At 69.5% G+C, this 17,233-nt stretch carries 16 protein-coding genes; 5 read left to right on the top strand and 11 right to left on the bottom strand.

The genetic code is table 11. The features are described from left to right. Positions 1-58: 58 nt before the first annotated feature. On the bottom strand, positions 59-904 hold the full coding sequence (locus tag ACZ4WH_RS32435) for a helix-turn-helix domain-containing protein (protein ID WP_468187561.1): 846 nt from the start codon (positions 902-904) through the stop codon (positions 59-61). 128 nt (positions 905-1,032) lie between these two features. On the opposite strand from ACZ4WH_RS32435, the gene ACZ4WH_RS32430 reads away from it, so the two are divergent. Then, complete coding sequence (locus tag ACZ4WH_RS32430) at positions 1,033-2,109, top strand: SDR family oxidoreductase (protein WP_468187559.1); 1,077 nt, start codon at positions 1,033-1,035, stop codon at positions 2,107-2,109. A gap of 186 nt (positions 2,110-2,295) precedes the next feature. Here the strand turns inward: ACZ4WH_RS32430 and ACZ4WH_RS32425 are convergent, their stop codons facing one another. Continuing rightward, positions 2,296-3,069 carry a hypothetical protein gene (locus tag ACZ4WH_RS32425; RefSeq protein ID WP_468187558.1) on the bottom strand — a complete coding sequence of 258 codons (774 nt, stop codon included), beginning with the start codon at positions 3,067-3,069 and terminating at the stop codon, positions 2,296-2,298. A 787-nt stretch (positions 3,070-3,856) separates the two neighbouring features. Between ACZ4WH_RS32425 and ACZ4WH_RS32420 the strand changes: the two genes are divergently transcribed. Further along, positions 3,857-4,240 (top strand): hypothetical protein, encoded by a 384-nt coding sequence (locus tag ACZ4WH_RS32420; RefSeq protein WP_468187556.1) that lies wholly within the window; start codon positions 3,857-3,859, stop codon positions 4,238-4,240. A 248-nt stretch (positions 4,241-4,488) separates the two neighbouring features. After that, on the top strand, positions 4,489-4,728 hold the full coding sequence (locus ACZ4WH_RS32415; RefSeq protein WP_468187554.1) for a hypothetical protein: 240 nt from the start codon (positions 4,489-4,491) through the stop codon (positions 4,726-4,728). 648 nt (positions 4,729-5,376) lie between these two features. On the opposite strand, the gene ACZ4WH_RS32410 is transcribed toward ACZ4WH_RS32415, so the two are convergent. Together ACZ4WH_RS32410 and phtC are read right to left on the bottom strand one after the other, a co-directional pair. Continuing rightward, entirely contained in the window at positions 5,377-5,736 is a 360-nt protein-coding gene (locus ACZ4WH_RS32410; protein ID WP_468187552.1) for a hypothetical protein, read from the bottom strand. Positions 5,737-5,858: 122 nt separating this feature from the next. Beyond that, complete coding sequence (phtC, locus tag ACZ4WH_RS32405; RefSeq protein ID WP_468187550.1) at positions 5,859-6,623, bottom strand: 3,4-dihydroxyphthalate decarboxylase; 765 nt, start codon at positions 6,621-6,623, stop codon at positions 5,859-5,861. 117 nt (positions 6,624-6,740) lie between these two features. On the opposite strand from phtC, the gene ACZ4WH_RS32400 reads away from it, so the two are divergent. Both ACZ4WH_RS32400 and ACZ4WH_RS32395 read left to right on the top strand, forming a co-directional pair. Then, positions 6,741-7,514 carry a FadR/GntR family transcriptional regulator gene (locus ACZ4WH_RS32400; protein WP_468187548.1) on the top strand — a complete coding sequence of 258 codons (774 nt, stop codon included), beginning with the start codon at positions 6,741-6,743 and terminating at the stop codon, positions 7,512-7,514. Between the two features lie 175 nt (positions 7,515-7,689). Continuing rightward, positions 7,690-8,700, top strand: coding sequence for a cupin domain-containing protein (locus ACZ4WH_RS32395; protein ID WP_468187546.1), 1,011 nt, complete (start codon positions 7,690-7,692; stop codon positions 8,698-8,700). 65 nt (positions 8,701-8,765) lie between these two features. Here the strand turns inward: ACZ4WH_RS32395 and ACZ4WH_RS32390 are convergent, their stop codons facing one another. The 7 genes from ACZ4WH_RS32390 to ACZ4WH_RS32360 are packed head-to-tail and all read right to left on the bottom strand — an operon-like array spanning position 8,766 to position 17,232. Further along, positions 8,766-9,653 (bottom strand): AAA family ATPase, encoded by an 888-nt coding sequence (locus ACZ4WH_RS32390; protein ID WP_468187544.1) that lies wholly within the window; start codon positions 9,651-9,653, stop codon positions 8,766-8,768. 16 nt (positions 9,654-9,669) lie between these two features. Continuing rightward, entirely contained in the window at positions 9,670-10,737 is a 1,068-nt protein-coding gene (locus tag ACZ4WH_RS32385; RefSeq protein ID WP_468187542.1) for a cupin domain-containing protein, read from the bottom strand. Positions 10,738-10,783: 46 nt separating this feature from the next. Next, positions 10,784-12,013 carry an MFS transporter gene (locus ACZ4WH_RS32380; protein ID WP_468187540.1) on the bottom strand — a complete coding sequence of 410 codons (1,230 nt, stop codon included), beginning with the start codon at positions 12,011-12,013 and terminating at the stop codon, positions 10,784-10,786. Positions 12,014-12,016: 3 nt separating this feature from the next. Further along, positions 12,017-13,153, bottom strand: coding sequence for an ABC transporter ATP-binding protein (locus ACZ4WH_RS32375; protein ID WP_468187538.1), 1,137 nt, complete (start codon positions 13,151-13,153; stop codon positions 12,017-12,019). 18 nt (positions 13,154-13,171) lie between these two features. Beyond that, entirely contained in the window at positions 13,172-14,971 is a 1,800-nt protein-coding gene (locus tag ACZ4WH_RS32370) for an ABC transporter permease (protein WP_468187536.1), read from the bottom strand. Positions 14,972-14,977: 6 nt separating this feature from the next. After that, positions 14,978-16,087 carry an extracellular solute-binding protein gene (locus ACZ4WH_RS32365; RefSeq protein WP_468187534.1) on the bottom strand — a complete coding sequence of 370 codons (1,110 nt, stop codon included), beginning with the start codon at positions 16,085-16,087 and terminating at the stop codon, positions 14,978-14,980. A gap of 41 nt (positions 16,088-16,128) precedes the next feature. Further along, positions 16,129-17,232: an ABC transporter substrate-binding protein gene (locus ACZ4WH_RS32360; protein WP_468187532.1), complete on the bottom strand. Its 1,104-nt coding sequence runs from the start codon at positions 17,230-17,232 to the stop codon at positions 16,129-16,131. Position 17,233 lies beyond the last annotated feature (1 nt).

The raw sequence follows: 17,233 nt of genomic DNA, 5'->3' as shown, positions 1-17,233 counted from the left end.
ACGTACACCCGTTGACGGAGCCGTCTCATCGGCAGCGCTGCGAGACGTCGGCGACGGGTCAGTGATCGTGTGTGGCGTTGCGTCCGTGGACGAACCAGATCGCCTCGACGGGAACGTCACCGATATTGGTGAGCCGGTGCGGAGTGGAGGAGTCGAAGGAGATCGACTCACCCGCCCTGACCTCGTAGGTCTCGAAGCCGAGCGACACCTCCAGAGTGCCGCTGATGATGTAGCCGTACTCGACGCCCGGGTGCCGGGTGAGTTCGTGGTTGGCGACGGAGCTGCCGCCCACGGCGTAGCGGACGAACAGGAAGTCGACCGCAGCCTCGTGCGGGGGTGCCAGCTGTTCCCAGGTGACCCCTGAGTCGAGCACCAGGCGGCGACGCTGTCCCGGAGTCACCACGGGACCGGACGCACGGCTCGCCGTCGGCGAACTCGCCGGAGGGACGTGGGGGAGGGGAGTGTCGGGGCGGGCGGCCGGCTGTGGGGCGAGTGGGCCCTGCATGTCTCCTTCGGGTGCGGTCTCGGCGGCTTCGTTCCTGGCGAACAGCTCGTCGACGGACACATTGAGCTTGCTGCAGATCGTGTATAGCGTGGCCACCGACGGCTGGGACTTGCCGTTTTCGATCTGGGAGACGAAGGACGGGGACACCCCGAGGTCGCGGGCGAACTGCCGTAGCGTCATCCCCGCGGCTTGGCGGCGTTGCCGTAGCTGGGAGCCGAGACTGGTGACCGCTTCACGGCGGTCGGGACTGCTTGAGGCATCCTCGCTTCTCGGGGTGGCGGCCGTAACCCGCCGCGCGTTGCGGGGCGTGGGGGAGGAACCGTTCGCGGCTGGCACATTCTCTCCTTCGTCATGGTCCGGCGGCGCGGAGCGTCCCGGGTGGCACCCTGTGTTCAGCATATTCGAACGCGACTGACGAGAGGACCCTCAGCTCACCACCTGCGGGACTCGTCTGTTCAGTAATACTTGACACTGTTTGTTGTAAGTGGTCAAGCTGCATCCACCCTTGGACGAGCATGGAGGTACACATGGCGGACGACAGACGCGCCCTGGTGGTCGGAGTCACCGGGATAGCCGGCAACAACCTGGCCAGACGACTGGTCGAGGCCGACTGGCAGGTCGACGGCGTCTCCCGAGGCGGCGGTGTTCCCGTACCGGGGGTGAACCCGGTGCGGGCCGACGTCCTGGACGCCGCAGACACCTCCGCGGCCCTCGCCGGCCTGCGCCCCACCCACCTGTTCTTCTGCACCTGGCAGCGGCAGACCACCGAGGCGGAGAACGTCCGGGTCAACGGCGCCATGCTCAAGAACGTGCTGGATCCGCTGGTCGCTCAGGGCAGCCTGCGGCACGCCGCCCTGGTGACGGGCCTCAAACACTACCTCGGTCCCTTCGACGCCTACGCGAAGACGCCGATGGAGACTCCCTTCCGCGAGGAGCAGCCCCGGCTGCCGGGGGAGAACTTCTACTACACGCAGGAGGACCTGCTCTTCGAGGCGGCGGAACGCGGTGGTTTCACCTGGTCGGTGCACCGTCCGCACACCATGATCGGCTGGGCGCTGGGCAACCTCATGAACATGGGCGTCACCCTCGCCGTCTACGGCGCGCTGTGCCGGGAGACGGGGGAGCCGTTCGTCTTCCCGGGCTCCCCCCAGCAGTACCACGGGGTCACCGACCTCACCGACGCCCGGCTGCTGGCCCGGCAGCTCGAATGGGCCGCCACCTCGCCCGCAGCAGCCGACCAGGCCTTCAACACGGTCAACGGCGATGTCTTCCGGTGGCGCCAGATGTGGGCGGTGGTCGCGGCGGCCCTGGGTGTGGAGCCGGCGCAATACCCGGGACACGCCCAGTCCCTGGAGCGGCGCTTCGCCGACGCCGGCCCCGTCTGGGACCGGATGGTGAAGAAGTACGACCTGCGCCCGCATGCGCTGGAGCGCATCGCATCCTGGTGGCACACGGACGGCGACCTGGGCCGCGAAGTCGAGACCTTCGCGGACATGACCAAGAGCCGCGCCCATGGGTTCGTGGAGAGCCAGGACTCCCGGCGTTCGTTCCTCGACCTGTTCGAGGAGTTGCGCCGCGAGCGGATCATTCCGCCGCTGCGCTGACGCGGCGGCCGGTGGGACGCCTCCTCCCACCGGCCGCAGGGCGTCATCCGCGGTCGGCTGTGAGCCGACCGCGGACCCATTCCAGCTCCCGCACCACGTAGCCGTCGACGTCACCGTTCTTGAGATGCGCGGGAAGTACGTCCCAGGTGTAGGTCTCGATCTCGAGGTGAGTCGACTGCGGCTCCACTAGGTGGGCGTCCAGCGCCTGCTCGACGGCGAAGCGAGTGGTGTGGAACGGGCCCAGGTCGTCGAGGAAGACCGGTACGTGGAAGTGCGTACGCCACTCGCGCCGTCCGCCGGGTTCCGCCTCCGGGCGATGGCGTCCGACAGGTTCAGGTGCCGTACGATCTCGCCGTCGCGCAGCTCGGAGGTCTGACTCAGATAGATGGTGTCCGTGAACCGCTCCAGCTCGCGGACCGTCTCCTCGGTCACTTCCGGCACCCACAGGGCGGCGGCAGCCTGCAGCTCGAACACCGGAACTCCGGCCGCCGCCAGCCGCCGCAGGGCCTCGGGGACGTCGTCGAACTCGACGGCCTGGTGGCAGATGTCGAAGACGACGCCCAGGTGCCGGCGCAGCGCTCCGTGGGCCTCTGACAGCGGTATGCCGGCCAGGGCGGCGAGAGTGGCGGCGGCGGCGCACGAGTAGAGGCGTTCCTCGAAGTACCGTGCGGTTTCCTCCATGGTCTCCAGGTAGCAGAACGGCTCCGGCTCGATGGCCAGCTTGATGCGCCGGCCCCGGCGCCGTTCCAGATCGACCAGATGTGCCACGACCCGAAGGATGTTGTGGGTGAACGCCTGGACGTAGGCGTCGTCCACCGCCTTGGGCCGGAAGGCGAGCGGCATCGTCTGGATGGTCGGGTCGACGCCCACGTCGGTGATGTCGGCGAGCACGTCGGCGACGTCCACCGTGTAGGCCACGCGATCCGCGGTGGACCAGTCCGGTTCGTAGACGTCCTCCATCACCGAGCGCCCCCTTGAAGGAACCCTGTGGGAAGGCGTTGACCGTGTAGACGTACAGCCCGTGTTCCGTGAGGAATTCCGTCAGCCGCCGGCGCTCGGCGGCATCGTCGGCCAGACGGGCCGCGGAGGCGCCGGACAGGCGCAGGCTGACTCCGAATGGGGCGTCGGGGCAGACCCTGCGCTTGACCTCGGGCAGGTGGGTGGACAGACTCGCGCGCATCTCCTCCCAGGTGTCCCCGGGGTGCACGAGCGTGGAGTAGGAGAGGTGCCCCAGTCGATTGCCGAGGTGCATGGACTCCTCCTTGGATGGTCGGGCGCGTGTCGAGCGCGCCCTCGACGGACGGCGCGGAGCCGCCGGGCAGCCGCCGACTCCACCTGGGCAACGATCGGTGTTACGGGTGGGAAGTCGGTCGCAGGTCCCGAAGAGAGGGCGGCGGAGCAGAAGTGAGGGAGGGCGTGCTGCCGTCCGGAGCGGTTGCCCTGCGGCTCGCGGACCGTAGTCCAGGACGTCTGTCATGTTCTGGAGTCGGTACGGAGGACGAGTGTTCACCGCACGTGGTGGTCGGGGACCTGAGGGTCCAGCAGATCGAGCGGAAGGACGGGCGGCGGTCGTGGACCATCGTGTGGCCCGAGGGGACGGTGCACACGGAGGCGGACCGGTTCCTGCGTCTGCATGATGGTTCGGGAACGCAGAGGACGTACGCGTATCTGCTGGTGGACCATCTGCGGTGGCTGGAGCGGGAGTGCCTGGCCTTCGCCGCAGTCCAACTGCCGCGGCTTTCAGCGGGTGATCTCGCAGAAGGTCCAGCTGAAGAACACCGTGACCGACGCCGACGGCGACAAGTCGACGCTGACGTTCGCGGTGTGGACGGCGGATGCGTCCGGTAACCCGGTCACCCAGGTCAGTCTGACGGACGCCAACCCGTACGGGGTGCTCGTCTCCCCCTATGTGGCGTCGGGGTCGACGGCCACGGTGGACGTGCCCGCGGGCAAGCTGTCACTGAACATCCAGAAGCTCCGAAACGAGGGCCGGAGAAGCACGCACCTCAGGATCGAGAAGCCGCAACTCTCCACCAACGGCTGCTTGCACAGCCCGCTCACTCTCGTCAGTCATGCACGGATCCTACGAACTCCCGGTGCCCGGGCGCGGCGAATATTGGGCACGGAGTGATCACCAACAGTCCGGAGTCGAGGTCCGCAGGGCGGGGCGAAAACAACGGACTCCCAAGTGGCGTCGCTGCACGATCCTGCGGCCAGCCCCACGAATCCCCGCAACGGGTTACAGCGACAGCCCCACCCCATCGTCACGAACATGTAGTGTATGAATCGCCGCAGTTCAGAGCCGGTTCACGAGCTCCTGCGGTCGGTAAAGTCGAGGAAGACCCGGCGCCTGCCCGAACCCTCAGTCACGAGGAGGATTTGCGCACGCTCGCCTACCAGCTGATGGATGCCGCCGGCCTACGACGCGCCCGCCTGACCGGGATCGGCCTGAGGACCGAAGACCTTGTCGACGCCGGCCAGGTCGCCGAGCAGATCAGCCTCGACGCCGCCCGCGAGTCCCGGCTCGTCGCCGAGCAGGCCGTGGACCGCATCCGGAAGAAGTTGGGGCCCGGTTCCATCGGGCCGGCCGCCGTCGCGCCCCTGCGCCAGGCCTCATGAACGCTCTCCATGCCTGGTCGCAGGGCCTGAGGCCGGCTGCGGCCCGCAGGCCGTATGCCCCCACCGTGACCTCGTCACGTCCGGACGCGGTTGCGGCGATGCGCACGGCGGCTCTGCATCCGGCGCGGCGGGTGCCGGGGAATGGCTCGTGAGGGTTCGGGACGATGTGCCCGTTCGAGCGCCTGCCGTCACGAGGGATTCGGGAGGCGGTGCGCTCCCGGGCCCGCCGTGGTTCTACCTGCACGAGCCGCGTCGACCGTGCGGGCCGCCTGACTGAAGGAGTCCACATCCGCAGGCGTCAGGAGAGGAAAGAGCGCGGTCAAAGGGACGTCGTCGAAGGCGCCTCGCATCATGAGGTGACACCCCTGTCTCCGGCTCGTACCACGAGCCCTTCCCAGCTCTCCCGTAAGGAAAGCCCATGGCGTCGGGTCCCGGTATCTGAGCGGGACGCCTCGTACGAACAAGCGGTGGATCCCCTCCGGGCACTGGCATCTGTGCCCGGAGGGGATCCACCGCTGGCCGGCTCTGTGAGCAGCCGCCGTGGATGGTGTCGGATGAGCTGTGGGCACGGATCGAGCCGTTGCTGCCGGGCGTACCGCGCTGTACGCATCACCCGGGGCGGCAAGCGTCCAGGATTCGTCCGGCCGATCAAGTTCGTAGCCAGATGGTGAGGGCTGCCGCGGTCGCGGTGCCGAGGTAGACGTAGCCGCGCTTGTCATAGCGGGTGGCGACGGCCCGGTGCTGTTTCAGGCGGTTGATCGCTCGTTCGACGGTGTTGCGCTTCTTGTAGTCGTCCTCGTCGAGCCATGGTGGCCGTCCGCCGGGTGAGCCTTTGCGCAGGCGGTCGGCCTGGCTGTCGGTCTTCTCTGGGATCGTGTGCCGGATTCCGCGTCGCCGCAGGTATTCGCGGACGGGGCCGTTGTACGCGGATCTTGTCCAGGACGGGCTTGAACCGGCAGGTTCAGGTCTACGCGGGGCCGGCACACGCCCGCCCGTGCCGTCGGCCATGCCCCGGTGGGACTCCTCCAGTGCCGCACCACGTCGCGCACGGTGAGCACGGCGGCCGTGACCTCGTTGTCGAGGACGAGCATGATCCTCCGCTCGGTCATGACCCGGGGATGCGGGGCGGGTCAGCCGTGCAGGGGAGTGTCCGGGCGCTCGTGCGCCACCCGGGCGGCGAGATGGCGCCACATCGCCGAGACGTTGAACGCCGGCCCCAGGTCGGGAAGTTCGGCGATGTCGTCGTCGGGGATCGGGCGGAGGGGTGCGCCGGTGGCGGCGACGGCGAGGGTGGTGCGGGCCAGGGAGTCGACCGCCAGGGCTCGCGTGACGGCCTCCGCGACGGCGTGGGCCGGGTCGCCGGTGCCGACGGCGACCAGACCGTGCCCGCGCAGGACGACCACGGGACGGTCTCCGAGTGCGGCCGCCATCTGCTCGCCCAGGTCGCGGCGGCGGATCAGCGCGGAGCGGGGCCAGACGGGGATGCCCTCGTGGGCCAGGCGGGCGGCCGGGATGTCGTAGGAGCCGACGAGCGGGATCCAGGGCAGTTCGGCGACGGAGGCGGCGACCACCGCGGGCGGATGGGCGTGCACGACGGCCGTGACCTCCGGTCGGGCCCGCAGCACCTCGCTGTGGATCGGCAGTTCCCCGGGCGCCCGCCAGCCCTGTGGCAGGTTGCCCGCTCCGTCGAGAGTCACTTCCTGTACGTCTTCGGCGACGGTGAAGGCGAGCCCCCGCTCCTCGGGTCCGCGCCCGCGGACGAGGAAGGTCTCCGGGCCGGTCCGTGCGCTGACGTGGCCGAGGATGTGCTCGACGAGCCCGGTGACGGCGAGTACCCGGCAGGCCAGCGCGATGCGTTCACGCAGTGCGTCTCCGGAGCCTTCGGGGGATCTCATGGCCGCGTCGATCTCCTCGCCCGGAGTCACCCGTCACGCGATTGGACTGTTGGTATGACTTTAATCCATTACGTAGGATGACGTCAACGAACCCTCTGACCATGGGACAATGCGCGTATGCCATCGCGACCGAGTCAGCCTCAGACCGACACCACCGGCAAGAAGGCCGCCCAGCCGGACGGTCTGTTCAAGGCGGTCTCCTCCAGTCGTGTTTCTCAGCTGATCGTCGAGCAGATCCGGCTGCTGCTGAAGGAGCGGCGCCTGCAACCGGGCGACCGGCTCCCCAGTGAACGCGAGCTGTGCGTGCAGTTCGGTGTCAGCCGGGTGACCGTGCGCGAAGCCCTGCGCAGCCTGGAGGCCGCCGGGCTGGTCGAGATCCGGCTCGGTGCCCGCGGTGGCGCGTTCGTGACCGCGCCCTCGTCGGAGCGGGTGGGTGAGGGTCTCGCCGACCTGCTGTCGCTGTCGCCGCTGACCGCGGCCGAGGTGACCGAGGCGCGGCTGGTCTTCGAACTCGGCATCGTGCCGCTGGTCGTGGAGCGCGCGACCGACGAGGACATCGAGGAGCTGCGCGCCCTGTGCGACGAGCATGCCGAGGCGGTCAAGCAGGGCGAGTACGACATGGAGATGTCCGCGGAGTTCCACACCCGTGTCGCGGCATGCACGCACAACACCGCGATCGAGATGCTCGTCCGGTCCTTCCACGGTCCGCTGCTGATGAGCCTGCGCGAGGCGCAGAGCGTCGAGCCGCAGATGGGGCAGCAGGGCTCCAAGGAGCACCGCAAGTTCGTGGACGCCGTGGCCGCCCGTGACGTCGAGGTCGCCTCGGAGATCATGCGGACGCACATCCGGCGCACCGCGTCGCGTGTGAGGGGCGGCGGCGCCGGCAAGTGAGGCGGATTCGAGTGATCCACAACTGATCGAGTCCCGGACCGGGTCGGGTCCGGGACTCTTTTGTGTCCCACGCTAAGGCGTTATGGTTAGACCATCAGTCATTCAGTGACGCAGGTATTCACCAGCAGGCATCCATCGGTCATCGAAGAGGGCTTCGCCCCTCACAGGAGGCACCATGGGCAAGAAGGGACGCGTCTTCGTCCGCGGCCTGACCTCGGAGACGTACGGGCTCGGGGAGTTCCGCCGCAGGCAGCTGGCCGTCAAGCGGGTGCGCGACGACTCGGTGGTCGTCGACGACGCGAAGGTGGCCCACTCGGGCGACAGCGAGAAGTCCCGGACGTGGTGGCGGGTCGGCCCCGGTGACGAGGAGTTCCTCACCCAGACCATTCAGGTCCACTTCGTGGAGCTGCCGCCGCAGTCCAGCAACCACGGACACGGCCACCAGAACGAGGCGGCCTTCTACATCCTCCAGGGGCGCGGCTACGAGATCCACGACGACCAGCGCTACGACTGGACCAAGGACGACCTCGTCTTCGTCCACACCGACTCCGTGCACCGCCACTTCAACCCCTACGACGAGACCGCGACCGCCCTCGTCGTGAAGGCGAAGAGCACCTGGATGTTCATGGGCCTGCTGCAGCAGGGGCGCAGCGGACCGGTCGAGCGCGAGGCGGAGTTCGGGCCGCGCGAGGACTGGTCGCGGATCTGGACGCCCGGCGTCGAGAACCGCAAGAAGGTCATCGGCGTCGCCGACACCACCTGGGAGAGCACCCCGCTCGGCCGCGTCCGCGTGATGTCCTCGCCGGAACGCACCGACGCCCGCATCTTCTCCATCGACGCCTTCGAGCTCGACATCCCGGCCGGCAGCCGCTCCGGCAAGTACTGGAAGATGGCCGACGAGGTCTTCTACGTCCTCGACGGCGGCGGCTACGCCCTGCAATGGGAGGTGGAGGCGGAGATCGCCGAGAAGTACTACGCGCGTATCGCCAAGGAGCCCACGCGGCACGAGATCACCAAGGGCGACACGCTGTACGTGCCGCAGAACCACGTCTGCCAGCTCTTCGCCCACGACGGCACGCCCTTGCGGGTGCTGTCGGCACAGAACCGCGTCTTCAAGCACCTCGGTTACGACACGGTGCACTTCATGGAGGACGCGCCCGAGTACGGGTCGGCGCAGAACGCCTGACAGGCCCACGACTTCGGCCCCACACCCTTGCGAGGGGGTGTGGGGCCGGACCGTTTCCGGTCACGTCAGGGCCGCTCCGCGGCGGCCTCCTCGGCGGCGGCGACGAGGTCGTCGAGGCTCAGTAGCGCCGGATCGCGCGCCGTCTCCAGGCGCAGGGCGAGTGCCCCGTGCACGGTCTTGCGGATGCGCCGCCCGTCCAGGCCGTGCAGCAGTTCGCCCACGCGCTGGTGCACGGCCGGGTCCTCGGCCAGCGCGGTGAGTTCGGGCCACTGCGCGGCCAGACCGCGCAGCGAGTCGGCGACGATCCGCGGGACGACCGAATCATCGGGCAGCTCGGTCCGCACGACGAGGTCGGCCCGTGACAGGAACGCCTCGTCGACGGCCTCGGCGAAGTTGGTCGTCACCACGAGCAGCGTGCCCGGACGCTGGGCCCGCAGCGCGTCCAGGCCGCTGAGCACGGCGTCCGTGGCCCGGTGCACGTCCACCGGATTGGTGTCGAACGAGGCCGAGTGCCGCCGCACGGCGAGCGCCTCGACCTCGTCGACGAGGACGATCGTGTGCGGACGGCGCGCGGCCAGCTCGGGCAGGGTCTCGCGGAACAGCCGGGAGACCGAGCGCTGGCTCTCACCGAGCATCTCGCTGGGGAAGGCGTGCGGATCGACCTCGACGAGCGTGGTCGCGCCGTGCGGGGTCAGCGTGCGCGCCGCCGCCTGCGCGAGTCCCTGGGCCAGCGTGGTCTTCCCGGTGCCTGGCGGCCCCGCCAGCACCACCAGACCGTGCGGCGCCACCGCCGAGCCGGCGAGCCGCCGCCCGTGCCGGAGTACGAGGACCGCGGTCGCCAACAACCTTTCCTTGTACCGGGGTTCGACGATCACGGAGTCCCACGGCCCGTCGTGGTGGTCGGCGGGCAGCGCGTGCATCCCGGCGACGCCGTGCGGCAGTGCCGCGCTCACCGCTCCCGGCCCCCGTTCACGGCCACGTGGGCCGCGTCAACGCCGGCCACTGGATCGTCGTGGGGTCGCCGGCCTGCGCGTCGCGGATGTGGTCCGGCGGCTCCTCGAAGAGCACCAGCGGATCGCACAGGGCCCGCATCGTCTCCAGCAGGCTGTCGAACATATGGATGCGGACCACCTTCGCGGTCTGCTCCGGGTGGGAGTTGATGTGCTGGTGCCACAGGAAGTGGTCGACGACGATGATGTCGCCCTTCTTCCACGGGTGGCGCTCGCCGCCCTCCGGCTCGGTGCCCAGATAGCTCTCGCCGGAGCCCTCGACGACGTACAGCCAGGCCTCGCCCGGATGCCGGTGCATCGACTGGGCACGGCCCGGGCCGATCTCGAACATCGCCATCGTGATGCCGGACGCCTGGTAGCCGATGGCGCGGTCGAGGAGGAAGGTGGTGCGCGTGCCGCGCGGGGTGTTGCGCAGTTCGAGTTCGTCCCAGCTGGTGTGCAGCCGGCCCGAGCGGCGGGCCTCCTGGTCGCGGGCGAGGCGGCGCAGTCGGTTGGCGTACGGGTCGGCGCCGTCGCGACCGGGGGAGAAGGCGGGACGCGGCGGCAGTTCGGAGACCGGGGTGCGGCCGGCGTCCTCGATCACGGCCATGCCCATCGTCTCCAGCAGGGGCGCACTGGAGAAGGTGAGGTAACGCGTCGGAGTGTCGCCGTCGTTGCCGCTGCGGTGCCAGGACCAGGCCGGCAGGTGCAGCGAGTCGCCGGGGCCCCAGTCGATGCGCTTGCCGTCGATCTCGGTCCAGCCCCAGCCAGCCACCACGAACACCATGGCGTCCCACGAGTGCCGGTGCAGGGTGGTCGTCGTCCCCGGGTCGATCTCGTGGGCGAGGGCGTCCATGGTGCGGGTCGGCCGGTCGCCGTCGGCGCCGACGTAGACCCCGACGCGGCTGCCGCGGTCGGTCGGGTGCATCACGACGTCCTCGAGGGCGACGATCGTGCGGTGGTTGTTGCGCCACTCCTCGATGAACGCGGCTCGTCGGCGTTTCTGGACGTGGTAGTGGGTGACTTCGGTCGTGGTGTGCGTACTCAAGACGGCTCCCAACATGCGTGAGTGAGCGGGGAGTGCGGGTGGAGGGTCAGGGGGTGGCGGGCTCCGGCCGGGGCACGCTGTACTCGCGGACGGTGCGGCTGCGCAGCGCGCTCGCCGCGGACACGGCGGCGGGGACCAGCCCGCCCGCGGTCAGCGCCGCGATCGGGCCGACGGCGCCCGCGAACAGACCCATCACCGAGTCGCCGATCGCGGGACCGCCCCGCGAACACATCTGGTAGATCGCCGAGACCCGGCCGCGCAGCTCGTCGGGGGTCTCGACCTGCACGGCGGCATGGCGCACGGTGGTCGCGACCGCGTCCGCGGCGCCCAGCACGAGGGCCATGACGATCGCGACGGCGAACACGCGCGCCTGGGCCAGGCCCACCACGGCCAGACCGTACGCGGCCGTTCCCCACAGCACGATCCGCCCGGCACGGGCCGTGCGCACCAGCCGGAAGACCCACACCGAGCCGATCAGGGCCCCGGCCGAGGGCGCCGCGGACAGCAGGCCGTACCCGGTGGCGCCGACGTGCAGGACGTCGGCGGCGAAGGCCGGCAGCAGCACCCGGTAGGCACCGAACACCGTGGCCGTCATGTCCAGGCCCGTCAACTGCCAGACCACGGGCCGGCGTGCGACGTAGCGCACGCCCTCCCGCAGGCTCTCCAGCAGCGACCCCCGTTCGGTGTCGGCGACCAGCGGCGGGACGCGCAGCACGGCCAGGACGACGACGAGGGCGGCGTAGGTGACGGCGTCGAAGATATAGACGGCGCCGGGCCCACCGGCTGCGATCAGAAGGCCCGCGCATGCCGGTCCCGCCAGGACGGCCAGTTCACGCGAGGGGTTGAGCAGGGCGAACGCGTCGACGAGGCGCTCCCGGGGCACCATCGCAGGGATCAGGGCCTGCCGGGCGGGCTGGTCGAAGGTCGCCGCCGCCGTCGCGAGCAGCGAGGAGACGACGACTGTCCACACCGTGGCCGCGTCGGCGAGCGTGATCGCGGCCAGCCCGGCCGACACCAGCAGGGCGAGGGCCTGCGTGGCCCGCAGCAGGCGGCGCCGGTCCAGGCGGTCGGCGTAGATCCCGCCGGCCGGCGACAGCACCAGCAGGGCGACCGCCTGGGCGAGGCCGACCAGGCCCACCTGGGCCGTGGAGCCCGTGAGCTGGTAGACCTGGTAGAGGTTGGCGGCGACGGCGCCCCGGGTCCCGATCTGGGAGAGGACGACGCCGCCCCAGTAGAGGGCGAAGTCGCGATTGCGCAGTACCTGGGGTATGGCCATCGCTCAGTCGACCGGGACCAGCGTCACCTTGTCCGGGGCGACGCTGAAGTGGACCTCGGTCCCGGGCGGGATCGAGAGGTTGGGGTTGGAGCGGTTGCGGATCTCCAGATCGCCCACGCCCACGATGTGGTCGACGACGTCACCCATGAAGGCGCGGGTGAGGACCGTGCCCGACCACTCGTTGGGCACGTTGCCGCGCCGCTCGCGGGAGAGGTCGACGCACTCGGGCCGGATCGAGATCAGCACCGAATCCCCGATGCCGGGCGCCCTCTCCACCCCGCGTGCCACCATCCGGCCGTGCGCGGTGTCGGCGTGCACCTCGTCGCCCTTGACCGTGACGACCTTGGCCTCCATGAAGTTGGAGGTGCCGATGAACTCGGCGACGAAGCGGGTGGCCGGCTTGGTGTAGATCTCGCGGGGCTTGCCGATCTGCTCGATGCGGCCCTGGTTCATCACCGCGATCCGGTTGGACATCACCAGCGCCTCGGACTGGTCGTGCGTCACGTAGATCGCGGTGAGGTTCAACTCACGCTGCAACCGCTTGAGTTCGAAGCGCATGGTCTCGCGCAGTTTGGCGTCCAGGTTGGACAGCGGCTCGTCGAGCAGCATCAGTTCGGGCCGCGTCACCAGTGCGCGGGCCAGGGCGAGACGCTGCTGCTGCCCGCCGGAGAGCTTGGTGGCGGGCCGGGAGGCGTAGGCGCCGAGTTCAATGACGTCGAGGACCTGCCCGACGCGCTCCTCGATCTCCTTGCGGTCCGGGCGCTTGGTGCGGGGCAGCACCTCCAGCGGGAAGGAGACGTTCTTGAAGACCGACATGTGTGGCCAGATGGCGTACGACTGGAAGACCATGCCGAGCCCGCGCCGGCTGGCCCGCATGTTGATGCCCTGGCTGTGGTCGTACAGGACCCGCCCGCCGAGCGTCACCCGCCCCTCCGTGGGGCGTTCGAGGCCCGCGACGGAGCGCAGGGTCGTGGTCTTGCCGCAGCCGGAGGGGCCGAGCAGCGTGAACAGTTCGCCGTCGTGGACCTCGAAGTCGACCCCGCCCACGGCGTACACCCGTGTGCCCGCCCCGGAACCGCGCTTCGACCTGCGTCCCGACGTGTCGTCGTAACTCTTCTTGAGGGATTCGACCGTCAACATCGCTGATGGTTCCTTCGGTTAGTTCGCGGAGTCGTTCTGCAGCCCGAAGCGGGCGCCCAGCCGGTAGGCGACGGAGACCAGCACGACGAGCAGGACGACCATCAGGACGCCCAGGGCGGCCAGGGTCGTGAACTGGCCGTTCTCGAACTGCTCCCAGATCAGCACCGACAGCACCTCCTTGCCGGGGCTGTAGAGCAGGATCGTGCTCGACAGCTCACGGAAGGACACGACGAGGATGTAGACCCAGCCGGCCAGGATGCCGCCGCTCATCAGCGGCAGCACCACGCGTCGGAAGGTCTGGAACCAGGAGGCGCCCGACACCGCGGCCGACTCCTCCAGCTCGGGGGACATCTGCGCCATCGCCGAGGACGCGTAGCGCATGCCGTAGGGCAGGTAGCGCGTGCAGTACGACACCAGCAGGATCAGCAGCGTGCCGTAGATCGGCAGCGGCATCCGCAGGTAGACGAACGACAGCGCGAGGCCCAGGACGAGTCCGGGGATGACGATCGGCGTGAAGGCGAGCAGGTCGAGCACCCGCCGGCCGGGCGCCTTGGTGCGCAGCACCACCCAGGACACGATCGAGGTCAGGATCATCACCGCGGTGGCCGCGCCCAGCCCCACGATCAGCGAGTTCTTCAGCGCCGTGAACGCCAGCGGCATGTTCAGGACCGTGCGGTAGTTGTCCAGGGTCATCTGGCTGATCGTCCTGCTCGACGGCGCCGCGTAGTACTTGAGGAGTGAGGCGTAGACGAGGACGGCGACCGGCAGGACGACGGTGAGCAGGAAGTAGAGGAGCACTCCCGCGCCGACGAAGGGCCGGGCGCGGCCGAGTTCGACCGGGCGGGGCCGGAAGGCCTTGCCGGTCACGGTCTGGAAGTTGCGCGAGGAGCGTTGCAGCCATGCCGAGAGCAGCACGCCCAGGGCGGCGATGACGAGCAGGCCGATGGCGTAGGCGCCGGCGGCTCCGTAGTCGACGGGGTAGGCCCGCAGGACGAAGTAGATCCGGCTGGTGAAGACGTAGATGCCGTTCTGCAGTCCGAGCAGGCCGGGCACCTCGAAGCTCTCCAGGGACTGCACGAACATCAGCAGCGCCGCCGAGATCATCGCGGGTCGCAGCAGCGGTACCGTGACGCGGCGCAGCACGGTGAGCCGGCTCGCGCCCGACATGGCGGCGGACTCCTCCAGCGAGGGGTCCATCGCGCGGAAGGCGGCGACCATCAGCAGGAACGCGACCGGCGCGAGATGCAGTCCCTGCACCCAGATCATGCCCCACACGCTGTAGATGTTGATCGGCGAGGAGCCGAACAGGGGCTGGAAGACCAGTGCGTTGAGCAGACCGCTGGAGGGGTCGCCGAGGAAGATCCACGAGGTGGCGTACAGGATGCCGGGGACGATCAGCGGTACCAGGGACGCCGCGAAGAACAGCGCCTTGAACGGGGTGTCGGTGCGTACCTGGATGTAGGCCAGGGCAGTGCCGAGCACCAGCGCCAGGGCGGCCGAACCGAACGCGAAGCCGAGCGAGTTGAGCATCATCTCGCCGGACTGGGAGGTGCCGCCGTAGGCCCGTGAGAAGGCCCCGAGGGAGACACCGTTGCCGTCTGCGCTCAGGAAGGTGTCGTGGATGAGGTATCCCAGCGGCACGATCGCGAGGTAGCCGACGATGACGACGGCGCCGCCGACCAGCAGCCCCTGGAGGGACAGCGGGCGCCGCACCAGCCGGGCGAGCCTGCCGGGTCGGGCGCCGTCGGCCGGGTCGGGCGCCGGAGCCGGGCCCGGACCGTCGTCGCGGGAGGTGAGGGAGGTGGGCAGGAGGGTCATCGGCCGTCACTTCCCCGCGGACGCGACACCGCGCAGCAGCGCGTCGTACTTCTTGTCCCAGCTGCCGTTGTCCTTGCTCAGGCCCTCGACGTCGAAGGGCACCAGGGTGATGCCGTTCAGGCTCTTGTCGCCGGGGACCTTCGTCGACGGGGTCAGCCCGAGTTTCACCAGCTCCTTCTGGCCGTCGGTGAGCAGCCAGTCGTAGAACAGCCAGGCGGCGGCCGGGTGCATGGCGTCCTTGATCATGCCGACGCCGTTGGGCCGGCCGAAGGCGGGGACCGACGACTTGCCGCTCTTGGGCAGGTGGGCCACGGGGGCGCCCTTCTCGGCGGCGCGGTCCGTGATGTATGTGTAGTTCATCGCCTCCATGGGCGTCTGGCCCGCGGTGAGGAACTGCATCATCGTCGTGTGGCCCTTGGCCACCTTGGCGTTGGCGGCGATGTCCTTCCACAGCTTGTCGACCTCGGCCTGCGTCTTGCCGTGGCCCAGCCAGTACTTGGTGACGTTCTCGAACCAGTCGCTGTCGCTGACCTCGAGAGTCAGCTTGCCCTTGTACTTGGGCAGCGCCAGGTCCTCCCAGCTGTGCGGCTCGTCGCCCGGCTTGATCAGGTCGGTGTTCCAGGCGGGCTGGAAGACGTTGAAACGGCTGGCCGTCCAGTGCTCGAACTTGCCGGTGGCCTCGACCTTGTCGAGGGCCGTGCCGTTGAAGTCGGCCAGGATGCCATTGTCCGAGAGGGCGGTCATCTCCAGGAAGTTGGTCTCCACCGCGTCGGCGCCGGCCTTGCCGGCCTGAGCCTCCTGCATGGCCCGCTGGAGAACCGTCTCGGAGTTACCGCGGAACACGCTGACATGGATGCCGTACTTCTTCTCGAAGGCGTTCGCTACCGGCGTCGCGATGTCCGCGGTCATCGAGGTGTAGAGGGAGAGCGTGCCGCCCTCCTTCTTGGCCAGCTCCTGCGCCTTGGCGCGCTGTTGGTCCTTCGGAAGGCCGGCGATCTGCGCGTAGACGCCGCTGGCCTTGGTGTTGGACGCGGTGGTGACGGCACCGCCGCATCCGGTGGTGACGGCCGCGACCAGCAGCACGGCCACGGCGAGAGTGGGGTTACGGGTGCTCATGCGGTGCTCTCCTGGAGCGAGATGCGATAGGGGGTGTGCGGTCAGCCCGCCGCGGGGACGCCGCGCAGCAGCGCGTCGTAGGCGGAGTTCCATTCCTTGGTGTCGGTCTCGGCTGTCGCCGACAGGCTGTAGGTGGTGGTGCCGGGCGGAATCGGGTCCTTGTAGCCGGGCACGTGCTGGGCCGCGGGGATGCGCAGCGACTCGGCGATGACCTTCTGGCCCGGGCCGAGGACCCAGTCGGTCCACAGCAGTGCGGCTGCGGGATGGCGGGCGCGGGTCATCAGGCCCACGCCGTTGGGGCGCAGGATCACCGGCTCGACGGCGGGCCGCCAGGCGACCGGCGCGCCCTTCTTCGCGGCCTTGTCCACGGTGTGGCTGTAGACGGACAGGGCCACGGCGAACTGCCCGGCGCTGAGCAGTTCGCCCTGCACCGTGTGACCCTTGACCACCTTGATGTTGGAGGCGATCTTCTTGAACAGGGCGTCCGCCTGGGCGTCGGACATCCCCTTCTCCTCGGTGAGGTAGGTGTGCATCGAGGCGTACCAGTCCCAGTCGCCGACCTCGACGGAGAGCTTGCCCCTCCACCTGGGGTCGGCGAAGTCGGCGAAGTCGGTGGGCTCCTCGCCCTTCGCGACCTCGTTGGTGTTCCAGCCGACGACGAAGGCGTTGAAACGTTCGGCCGTCCAGCCGCCGAGGTGCTTCGCGGCGTCCTTCAGGCCCGCCTCGGCCGGCCCCTGGTAGGCGTGGAGCAGATGCTGGGCGTCCAGAGCCCGCAGTTCGAGGTCGTTGGTGTCCATGACGTCGTTCTGCGGCTTGTTCGCGTCGTTCTCCTGGACCGCCCGCTGCAGGACCGTCTCCGAGTTGGCCCGGAAGGCGTGGACCTTGATGCCGGGGTAGGCCTTCTGGAACGCGTCGACCAGGTCCTGGATGTCGGTGTTGGAGGTGTAGAGGTCGAGCGTGCCCCCCTGGCTCTTGGCGTCGGCCAGGAGCTTGTCCGTGCGCTCGCTGCCGGTGAGCGATTCGTAGGGGGCGTAGGAATTCTTCGCGGGAGCGGAACCGGCGGCGCCGGTGGTGGGGGAGGCGCCGCAGCCGGTGAGGACGAGGCCCGCGGCCAGCAGGCTCGCGGGGAGAGCACCTTGACGCATC

It is taken from the genome of Streptomyces sp. NPDC029138 (assembly GCF_055564375.1).
The sequence above is the reverse complement of the archived record's forward strand: the minus strand, read 5'-3'. Positions and strand labels throughout refer to the sequence as shown.